Origin of the sequence: Zavarzinia sp. (assembly GCF_049306435.1) — a bacterium.
In the GTDB taxonomy this organism is placed as follows: Bacteria; Pseudomonadota; Alphaproteobacteria; order Zavarziniales; family Zavarziniaceae; genus Zavarzinia.
Genome location: NZ_JBAQRT010000151.1, coordinates 39,266 through 49,018, shown reverse-complemented (window position 1 = coordinate 49,018; position 9,753 = coordinate 39,266). Strand labels below are relative to the sequence as shown.

Here is a 9,753-nt window from a genome sequence, read left to right as displayed (position 1 = left end):
GCCTCGGCCTGCTGCTGGGCGCGGTCTGGTCACCCTGCGTCGGGCCGACGCTGGGGGCGGCCTCGGTGCTGGCGGCGCAGGGCCGCGACCTCGGTCAGGTCACCCTGGTCATGACAGCCTTCGGCATCGGCGCGGGCTTGCCCCTCGTCCTGATCGGCCTTGCCTCGCGGGAGGCGATGATGCGTTGGCACCGCCGGCTGCTCGGCGCCGGCAAGGGCGGCAAGCGGCTGCTGGGGGTCATGCTCGGTCTGCTCGGCCTCTTCATCCTCAGCGGGATCGACCGCAGCGTGGAAACCCTCCTGGTCGATCTCTCGCCGGTCTGGCTGACCGAACTGACCACCCGATATTGAGGGCCGCCCATGAAATCCGTGACATTGCATCCGCTCGCGCTCGACCGCCGCCGATTGCTCGGCGCCGGGGCGGCCGCCCTGTTGGTGGCCGGCCAGTGCCCGGCCCTGGCGGCGCCCCGGCCGAAGGCGCTGGCGTTCGACGGCTTCGCCCTGTTCGATCTCCGCCCGGTCTTCGCCCAGGCGGAGGAGATTTTTCCGGGCAAGGGCGCTGCGCTGTCCGCCGCCTGGCGCAGCCATATCTTCGAATATACCTGGCTGCGCGTTGCGGCCGGGCGCTATGCCCCGTTCGAGGCCTGCATCGCCGGGGCCCTCGATTTCGCCGTGGCCTCGCTCGGGCTGACGCTCGACGCCCCGGATCGTGCGCGCCTGCTGGGCGCTTTCGCCGCCATCGGGGCCTTTCCGGACGTCGCACCTACCCTCGGCGCCCTGCGCCGTGCGGGTTATCGCCTCGCCGTGCTCACCAATCCCACCCGCGCCTTCCTCGACCGCGCCCTTGCCAACAGCGGCCTCGATGGCCTGTTCGAGCATGTGCTCAGCACCGACACGGCCAGAACCTACAGGCCGGCCCGGGAAGCCTATGCCCTCGGCACCGAGGCCTTCGGCCTGCCCGCGGGGGATATCGGCTTCGTCGCCTCCGCCGGCTGGGATGCGGCGGGGGCGCGCTGGTTCGGCTATCGCAGCTATTGGCTCAACCGCCCGGGCCTGCCGCCGGAGGGGCTGGATGCCGGGGCCGAGGTAACGGTGCCCGGCATGTCGGCCCTCGCGACGGCCTTGCTGGCCCAGGCTCAGGTGGCCCGGGTCGGGCGGACGATGATCTCGTTCACGTCGACATCCTCGGGCTGCTCGACCGCATAGGCGATGGCGCGGGCGATGGCGTCGGCCGTCAATGCGGCGGTGGCGCGATAATTCTCGATCATCTCGCGCGTCGCTTCATGGGTGATCGTCGAGGACAGTTCGGATTCGACGACACCGGGGCTGACCACGGTCACGCGGATATCCGGGCTTTCCATGCGCAGGCCTTCCGACAGGGCCAGAACCGCATATTTCGTCGCGCAATAGACCGCGGCGGTCGGGATCACCCGGTGCGCGGCGATCGAGGCGATGTTGACGACATGGCCGGCCTTGCGCCCGAGAAAGCCGGGCAGCACGGCGGCGATACCGTTCAGCACGCCCTTGATGTTCACATCGACCATGCGGTCCCATTCCGCTGTCTTCAGGGCGGCCATGGGCGACAGCGGCATGAGGCCGGCATTGTTGACGATGACGCCGGGCGCGCCGAATTCGGCCTCGGCGAAGGCGACGAAAGCCTTCATCTGATCGGCATCGGTTACATCGAGCGCCATCGCCCGGGCCTGGCCGCCGGCGCCCCCGATTTCGTCGACGATGCGGGCGAGACGATCCACGCGGCGCGCGCCGAGGACGACACGGGCGCCCCGCGCCGCCAGCAGCCGGGCGGCGGCCTCGCCGATGCCGCTGCTGGCGCCAGTGATCAGGATGATCTTGTCGATGGTGGTCATGGCTGCATTCCTTCGCTTGCGTCGCATCGCGGCGCCGGGACACCATGCTCCCCCGGTGAAAGTCGGCGGTAGATCGATCCTCGACGATCCTTGCACGATCCTCCCGCCGCGCTTGACCCGGACGGCCCGGCGGTGAACCATGCCGGCACACATGGTCCCGGCGAGGGAGGGCTTTCATCATGACGACGGCTGCGGCCCTGGCCGACCTTATTGAACGATTCACCGGCGGCGACGGCAGTCTGACGACCACCATTCCCCGCCTGCATCTGTTCGCGGCCCGTCGGCCCTCGTCTCCGACCCATGTGCTGTACCGGCCGGCGCTGTGCATCGTCGCGCGAGGCAGCAAGCGGGTGATCAGCGGGGATGCGGTCCATGTCTATGACCCGGACCGCTACCTGATCGTGTCGATCGACACGCCCGTCGCCGGTCAGGTGACCGAGGCGCCCTATGCCTCGTTGCGGCTCGATCTCGATCCCGGCCTGCTGGCGGCGCTGATCCTCGAAACCGACGCCACGCCGACGCCGGCCATGCCCCTGCCGGGCATCGCCATCAGCACCCTGACGGCGGCGGTGACCGACGCGGCGACGCGGCTGGTTCGCCTGCTGGACAGCCCGGGCGATATCGCCGCCCTGGCGCCGCTGGCGGAGCGGGAAATCCTCTATCGCCTGCTGCGGGGCGAGCAGGGCGCGCGGCTGCGCCAGATCGCCGCCGGCGAAGGTCGGATGCGCCAGATCAACCGGGTGATCGCCTGGATCAAGGAGAATTACGCCGCGCCCCTGTCGATCGGCGAACTCGCCACCATCGCCTGCATGAGCCCGTCGGCGCTACATCATCATTTCAAGCAGGTGACGGCGATGAGCCCGTTGCGGTTCCAGAAGCAGATCCGCCTGCAGGAAGCCCGCCGCCTGATCCTGGCTGAGGCGTCAGACGCCGCCAGCGCCGGCCACGCCGTCGGTTACGAAAGCCCGTCCCAGTTCAGCCGGGAGTATCGCCGCCTGTTCGGGGCGCCGCCGGTGCGGGACATCGCCCGGCTGAAGGCGGCGCCGGCCGTCCTGGCCGTCGATTAATCCGCGCGGGCGGCACCGATGATGCGTCCGTCCTCGCCCTGAAGCAGCACGGCGAAGCGCGCGCCATCGCCGAGGGGGACCCGAAGGCCCAGGCTCTCGCCCCGCCATTCGCCGGCGATATCGAGACTGCGCACGATATTGGCCTCGGTCAGGGTGCGGCCGCCATTCTCGCCCCGGCCGATAGCGGTGCGATGCTCGGGATCGTAACCGACGAGAAGGACCAGGCCGCGCCCGGCTGCCGGGGACGCGCCGATGCGGATGCTGAGTTCCGCGCCATCGCGCCGCGCCTCGATGGCGACGGCTTGGGTCTTCGCCGCGGCGTCGCGGATCAGGCGGCCGACAGCGGCGCGATCCGAGCCGACCGCCTGCCAGCGGCCGTCGATCACCATCTGCGGCGTATAGATCTGACGCTGGCCGAGCAGCGTGGCATAGAGACGTTGACGTTGCGTGCCCGCTTCCAGCGAATAGGGATCGGACCAGCCGAGCTGGTTCCAGTAGGTGACATGGAAGGCCAGGGGCAGGACATCGTCGCCGGAGGTGGCGAGACTGCGCAGATAATCGTCCGCGGGCGGGCAGGACGAACATCCCTGCGATGTAAAAAGTTCCACGACGACGGGCTTGCCGGCGTTGGCCGCGACGGGCGCGGCGGCCGCGAGCAGCAGGGCGAGGGCGGCGAGACGCATGGCGAATTCTCCTGTCCGCGCCCTTGGGTCAAGGGGCGCACGGATCCGGGGGGCGCGCCGGATCCGTGCTGGGAAAGATCGTGGACCGCGCTGGCCGGTCCGGCGTCGGGGGGTGCGCGCCGGACGGCCGTGGGATGCGGGGCCGCGATCCCTCCGCTATCAGCCGACGTGGCCGCCGGCGGACTCGCAGGCCGCCTTGCTGTCGAGTTCGACGAAGCCCTGGCCCTTGCACTCGTTGAGGCCCTTGCAGGCATTGGTGGCGGTCTTGCAGGCGCTTTGGCCCTTGCAGGCATTGGCGCCGACGCAATGCACGCCGCCCGCCGCATGGGCCGCGACCGGCGCCAGCATCATGCTGCCGGCGGAAAAGAGGGCGGCAGCCGCCGCGGCGAGAGTAAGACCGGTCCTGCTCATGGTATGCTCCAGATAACATCGGGGGTGGGGGGCGGCGGTTTCCTTTTCATCCGCCGACGGCCCCGAGCGTCTCCGGGGCCGTATTGACAGGTTCGCCGAAGCGCAGCGGGAGGTTACGCCGCGGGCTGGAGAATTTTTCGCGCCTCAGGACGCATGGGGACCGGTCGGGATTCGGTCGCGGATGCGGGCGACGCCGGCCTGCGCGCAGGCTTCGTCCTTGTCGCCGCCCGGCGCGCCGCCGACCCCGATGGCGGCGATGATCTCGTCGCCCGATTTGATGGCGACGCCACCGGCCAGCGGCAAAATGTCGGGAAGCGAGGCCAGCGCCGGCCCCGCCGGGCTCTTCGCCACCAGCGCCGCCAGATCGCCGCTGGTCTCGAATTTGAACACGGGGCCGAGGGTGACCACGGAATAGGCCTTGCGGAAGCTCGAATCCCTGGTGTGGATCGTGCTGTGATCGCCCTTGGCTTGCAGTTTCACCACCCCCGAGGCGTCGACGACGGCGACGGAGACATTGTAGCCGCCGGCCTCGCAGGCCGCGATGGCCGCGCTCGCCGCCTCGATCGCGAGGGACAGCGGCAGGAACGCCCCGCTTTTCGCCACCTGGGCTTCCGCCTGCATCGCGGGCGCAAGCGCCCCCACACCCGCGACAGCAAGGGCGGCCGCGCGCAACAATATCGTCTTCATGTCGTTACCTCGGACAGATCGGGATCGGCCCCGGCGGCCGACCGCAAATAACCTTCTATATTATATTTTAAAGGTTATCAATCGCGCCATCTAGTCGCAGCGAAGATTCGGACGATGCCGATTCCGATGCGCGGCGGCCTTCGCCCGGTTACCGCAGGCGGCCATGCTGCACCAGCGCCGGCCATGGCGCTTGCTGGCATCGAAAAACCACAGGGTGCACCCCACCCCCTCGCAGGGGCGCACCAGGGTCAGGTCGCGGCGGCAGAGCAGATCGCCCATCACCTCCGCCAGCGGCGCCAGCAGAGAATCTGGCGCGGCGAACTGGCGGATGTCGCGCCAATGCAGCACCCCCTGTCCTGCCTCCGCCCCGGCGACCGTTTCGGCAAGGCCGATTTCCCGATGGCGAATATCCCGGCGCAGCAACCGGTTCAGTGGCTCGATTTCGGCGGCCAGCGCCGGCTCCGCCGGCTTCCCCGCATGCGCCGCCATCAGGCTGCGGAACCATTCCCGCAGCGCCCGGGCCCGGGCGGCAACGGAATCGAGTTCGTCGAGCACGGCTTCGGCGCGGTAGCGCGCAGCAACTTCCGCCGGCAACAGGCCAGCCGCCACCATCCAGTCCAGCAGGTCGCGCCCGTCGGCGATCCATTCGACCGGCGTACTCGCGGGCGACGCGATGGAATTGAGAAAATCCAGCGCCGGATCGTCGGCGATGAAAAAGGGGGCGGGGCGCAGGTCCGGCAACGCGGTCTCCGGGGAGGGCCGGCGATATCCGGCCGACACAAACATAACCGGTAAATTCCGATTTACAAGTTACCTCATTCGCCGTAACTGTTGTTTGCCATGTTCAATGGTTACTACCCCGAAAGGTTCCCCATGCGCCTCATCGCACTTTCCCTGCTGGCCGCGGCTTGCCTGTCGCCGCTCGACGCCTCGGCGGCTTCGACGCCGGCGCCGGCCCATGCCACCAGCTATCACACCGTCGACGTCGCCGGCGTCACCATGTTCTACCGCGAGGCGGGCGACCCGGCGGCGCCGACCGTCCTGCTGCTGCACGGCTTCCCGACCTCGTCGCATATGTACCGCGACCTGATCCCGGCGCTGGCCGACCGCTATCACGTGGTCGCCCCCGACCTGCCGGGCTTCGGCCAGACCGTCGCGCCGCCGCGCGGCGAATTCGCCTATACGTTCGAGAACCTGACCAAGGTCACCGAGGCCTTCACCGAACGCCTCGCGCTGTCGCGTTACGCGATCTATGTCTTCGACTATGGCGCGCCGGTCGGCTTCCGCCTCGCCCTGCGCCATCCGGAGCGGATCACCGCCATCGTCTCGCAGAACGGCAACGCCTATCTCGAGGGGCTGAGCGATGGCTGGAACCCGATCCAGGCCTATTGGAAAGACCCGACCGACGCCAACCGCGAGGCGCTGCGCGGCTTCCTGAAACCCGAGACGGTGCAGTGGCAATATACTCATGGCGTTGCCAATCCTGAGATCCTGACGCCGGATGCGTGGGCGCTCGATGCGGCCTATCTGGCCCGGCCTGGCAATGCCGAGATTCAGCTCGACCTGTTCGGCGATTATCAGAGCAATGTCGCGCTCTATCCCGAATTCCAGCGCTACCTGCGCACGCAGCATCCGCCCCTGCTGGCGGCCTGGGGCCGGAACGATCCCTTCTTCCTGCCGGCGGGGGCCGAAGCCTATCGGCGCGACCAGCCGACGGCGGAAATCCATCTGCTCGACGCCGGGCATTTCGCCCTCGAAAGCCGCGGCCCGGAAATCGCGGCGCTGGTCCACGACTTTCTCGACCGCAAGCTGAAACGCTGAGAGGCGCGCGCCCGCACCCGGTTCCGCGACGACGGAGTCGGGGCGCGGGCGCGCATCCCTTCCGTTCAGGCCTCCCTGGCCCTGGAGGTCCAGGGAACCACCGGCACCAGGCTCGCCTCGACCTCCGGCAGGCCCAGGATGAAGCCCTGAAGCTCGGCGCAGCCCAGCTGTTTCAGCGCCGCGAACTGTCCCGGATGCTCGACGCCCTCGGCGGTGACCGGCACGTCCAGCGCCTGGCCGAGGTTCAGGACGGCGCGCACGATGGCCAGCGACCGCGTGTCGAATTCCATACGCTCGACGAAGCTGCGATCGATCTTCAGCCGGTCGAAGCGAAACCTCTGGAGAGTGGCCAGCGACGACCACCCCGTGCCGAAATCGTCGAGGGCGATGGCGACGCCCAGGGATTTCAAACGCTCGAACACCTCGATCACCTGATCGGTATTGCCCAGCAGCGCCGTCTCGGTTACCTCGATTTCCAGGCGCCGGGCGTCGAGGCCGGTGCTTTTCAGCGCCTCGGCCACGGCGGTGACGAAATCCTCGGACTCGAGCTGGATGGGCGATGCGTTGACCGCCACCCGGAGCGGCCAGGGCCAGCCCGCCGCCTGTCGGCAGGACTCTTCGAGAACCCAGCGTCCGAATTCGTGGATAAACCCCGATTTCTCCGCGAGGCCGATGAATATCTCGGGCGAGATCAGGCCCCGTTCCGGATGGCGCCACCGGGCCAAAGCCTCGAACCCCGTGGTCAGCCCGGTCTTGGCGTCGACCTGGGGCTGGAACACCATGAAGAATTCGCCGCGCGCGAGACCGCCGGGCATGTCGTCGGCCAGTTGGTGATCGGGTGCCACCACGACATCGGCATTGGCGCCGTCGCTGCGCAGATAGGCATGGCGCCGACGCTGACGGGATTGGTTCAGGGCCTGTTCCGCCAGCCGGATCAGGTTTTCGGCATTGACGGCATCCATCGGATAGACCGCGGCACCGACCGAAATCGATGGCGAGAACGGATGCCCGCCCAGCGACATCGGCGCGCCGACCGCGGCCAGTATCCTCTCGGCCAGGCGGTCGACGTCGCTCGGCTGGCGCAAGTCGCCAACGATGATGCCGAAACTGTCCCCATTGATGCGGGCCAGCAGGTCGGTGTTTCTGACCTGCCCCAGCAACCTGCGGGCGACGGTGCGCAGGAATTCATCGCCGATGACGCTGCCATGCCGGTCGTTGACCGCCTTGAAGCCATCGACATCGAGCATGACGACGGCCGCCAGCTTGCCTTTCCCCGCATCCCCATCGATCAGCACCGAAAGGTGAGCGAGAAACTGCGCGCGATTGAACAGGCCGGTCAGGTCGTCGTGCTCGGCCCGGAAACGTGCCTTGGCCTCGGTCTCGCGAACCTCGGTCACATCGAGGATGTGGGCGACGATATAGGGCGTGCGCCCCTCGGGCGTTTCGAGATGGATGAGATGTTTCGACGTGTGCACGACCCGCAACCCGCCACGGCCGTCGGTGACCACTTCCTCGTTGTCGATCGGCATTCCGTTCGCGAAGACCAGATCGTCAACCCGGTGAACCGCCTCGCGCTGTTCGGGACTCAGAACGGCGCCGTCGCCATCCTCCCGCATCTGTTCCCGGGAAGTTCCGAAAAACTGGCAGAAGGCCGCATTGGCAAAAGGAATATTGTGCTGGCGGTCGATGATGAACACCGGGGCTGGAACGGCGTCGAGCACGAGGGACAGCGTCTCGGCGCTGATAGACCACGGCAAGGCACGATTGATATCCGTCATGGAGCACCCTCAGCCACGCCAACGCAGCCAGTGAATCCACGAGCCTGAGGCACCGTCGATCTGGCCGCGTCTGCCCGACCTGACAACCTTTGGTCCGCCGCTCGCAAAATGCAAGTAGGTTTGCGTGTGACCTGCCGAGATATCGGCCGCGCTCAGATCACGCGCTCGACCAGATAGAGACCGAGTCCGATCAGGCCGCCAACGACTGTGCCATTGATGCGGATGAACTGCAGGTCGCGGCCGACCTGGGTTTCCAGCTTGGTCACGATCGTGTCCGGGTCCCATTTCTGGACGATCGAGCCGATCCATTCGCCGATCTGTTCGCGCCGGCCGACGACGGTGGAATTCACCGCCTGTTCGATCCAGTGCTGCAAGGTCTCGCGGATCGCCGGGTCGCGGGTCAGGGTCTCGCCATAGACGCGCATCGCGCTGTCGATCTGGCGGCGCAGGCCCGAATCCTCGGCCATGGCATCCCTCTGGATACGCTCCTTCAGGCTGCGGGCGATATCGCGGAAATATTGCTTCAGCGTGTCGTTGCCGAGCAGGCGGTGCAGGATTTCCTCGCCCTTCGCCCGCATCTCGGGGCTGGTGCGCAGTTCGTGAACAAAGGCCTTGGTCGCTTCGTCGAACTGCTGGCGCCAGGGACCTTCCGGATTGCGGATTTCCTCGAGCGTGCTGTCGAGGGCGGCCAGAACCTTCTGATAGACCGCGCGATCGACCGCCTTGGGCAGCCAGCGCGGCAATTGTTCGTCCACCCGCTTCTCGATCAACTCCTTGTTGTCATGAACCAGACGGGCGGCCCGCTCCAGCAATTCGTCGAGCAGGCGCTGATGGTGCCCCTCGTTGGTCAGCAATTGCACGATCTGGCCGAGGATCGGGGCGACGCCGATATCCTTCACCCGGGCCGACAGATTGGTCTGCAGGAAACGGCCGACATCCTCGTCGTCGAGGGCGTTCAGGATCCCGGGCACGGATTTCGCCATGCGCTCGGCGGCCCGCTGGCGGTTCTCCGGCTTGTCCAGCCAGTCGGCGATGATGCGCGGCAGGTCGATCTGGCGCAGCTTCGCCGTCACCTCCTCGGGCTTCAGGAAATTGTTGGCGACGAAGCGGCCCAGCGTGCTGCCGATACGCGCCTGATTGCGCGGCACGATCGCCGTATGGGGAATGGGAATGCCCATGGGGTGTCGGAACAGCGCGGTTACAGCGAACCAGTCAGCGAGACCGCCCACCAGCGCCGCCTCGGCGAAGGCGCCCGGAATCTCGATCCAGGGCAGGATCGGCGCCAGGAAGCGGCTGGCCAGGAAGATGGCGGCCATGATCAGGATCATCGATCCCGCCATGATCTTCATGCGGCGCAGCGCCGCCGCCTTCTCGTCGTCGCTCAAGGGAATGGGCTGGGTCTGGGACATGGCCTCGGGTCGGTTGTTGCCGATAATCTG

The 9,753-nt window shown here is 67.6% G+C and carries 11 protein-coding genes; 4 read left to right on the top strand and 7 right to left on the bottom strand.

Translation table 11 applies throughout. The features are described 5' to 3' along the window. Both WAZ62_RS08455 and WAZ62_RS08450 read left to right on the top strand, forming a co-directional pair. A partial coding sequence (locus tag WAZ62_RS08455) for a cytochrome c biogenesis CcdA family protein (protein WP_422643083.1) occupies window positions 1-350 on the top strand: 350 nt, incomplete at its 5' end. Window positions 351-359: 9 nt separating this feature from the next. After that, complete coding sequence (locus tag WAZ62_RS08450) at window positions 360-1,205, top strand: haloacid dehalogenase type II (RefSeq protein ID WP_422643082.1); 846 nt, start codon at window positions 360-362, stop codon at window positions 1,203-1,205. Here the strand turns inward: WAZ62_RS08450 and WAZ62_RS08445 are convergent. Next, window positions 1,136-1,867, bottom strand: coding sequence for an SDR family oxidoreductase (locus WAZ62_RS08445; RefSeq protein ID WP_422643081.1), 732 nt, complete (start codon window positions 1,865-1,867; stop codon window positions 1,136-1,138). The genes WAZ62_RS08450 and WAZ62_RS08445 overlap by 70 nt on opposite strands. A 179-nt stretch (window positions 1,868-2,046) precedes the next feature. Between WAZ62_RS08445 and WAZ62_RS08440 the strand changes: the two genes are divergently transcribed. After that, entirely contained in the window at window positions 2,047-2,934 is an 888-nt protein-coding gene (locus tag WAZ62_RS08440) for an AraC family transcriptional regulator (protein WP_422643080.1), read from the top strand. Here the strand turns inward: WAZ62_RS08440 and WAZ62_RS08435 are convergent. The 4 genes from WAZ62_RS08435 to WAZ62_RS08420 all read right to left on the bottom strand — a co-directional run bounded on the left by WAZ62_RS08435 (window position 2,931) and on the right by WAZ62_RS08420 (window position 5,456). Further along, complete coding sequence (locus tag WAZ62_RS08435) at window positions 2,931-3,617, bottom strand: DUF1223 domain-containing protein (RefSeq protein ID WP_422643079.1); 687 nt, start codon at window positions 3,615-3,617, stop codon at window positions 2,931-2,933. The two genes, WAZ62_RS08440 and WAZ62_RS08435, sit on opposite strands and share 4 nt — an antisense overlap. A gap of 159 nt (window positions 3,618-3,776) precedes the next feature. Further along, a complete protein-coding gene (locus WAZ62_RS08430; RefSeq protein WP_422643078.1) occupies window positions 3,777-4,028 on the bottom strand; it encodes a hypothetical protein in 252 nt (83 codons plus the stop codon). A gap of 144 nt (window positions 4,029-4,172) precedes the next feature. Then, complete coding sequence (locus WAZ62_RS08425) at window positions 4,173-4,715, bottom strand: GlcG/HbpS family heme-binding protein (RefSeq protein WP_422643077.1); 543 nt, start codon at window positions 4,713-4,715, stop codon at window positions 4,173-4,175. A 90-nt stretch (window positions 4,716-4,805) separates the two neighbouring features. Beyond that, complete coding sequence (locus WAZ62_RS08420; protein WP_422643076.1) at window positions 4,806-5,456, bottom strand: CGNR zinc finger domain-containing protein; 651 nt, start codon at window positions 5,454-5,456, stop codon at window positions 4,806-4,808. Window positions 5,457-5,588: 132 nt separating this feature from the next. Here WAZ62_RS08420 and WAZ62_RS08415 point away from each other — a divergent pair, with 132 nt between their 5' ends. Continuing rightward, window positions 5,589-6,536, top strand: a complete 948-nt coding sequence (locus WAZ62_RS08415; protein WP_422643075.1) for an alpha/beta fold hydrolase — start codon at window positions 5,589-5,591, stop codon at window positions 6,534-6,536. 65 nt (window positions 6,537-6,601) lie between these two features. On the opposite strand, the gene WAZ62_RS08410 is transcribed toward WAZ62_RS08415, so the two are convergent. Next, window positions 6,602-8,314 carry a putative bifunctional diguanylate cyclase/phosphodiesterase gene (locus WAZ62_RS08410; protein WP_422643074.1) on the bottom strand — a complete coding sequence of 571 codons (1,713 nt, stop codon included), beginning with the start codon at window positions 8,312-8,314 and terminating at the stop codon, window positions 6,602-6,604. Between the two features lie 152 nt (window positions 8,315-8,466). After that, on the bottom strand, window positions 8,467-9,723 hold the full coding sequence (locus WAZ62_RS08405; RefSeq protein ID WP_422643073.1) for a DUF445 domain-containing protein: 1,257 nt from the start codon (window positions 9,721-9,723) through the stop codon (window positions 8,467-8,469). Window positions 9,724-9,753 lie beyond the last annotated feature (30 nt).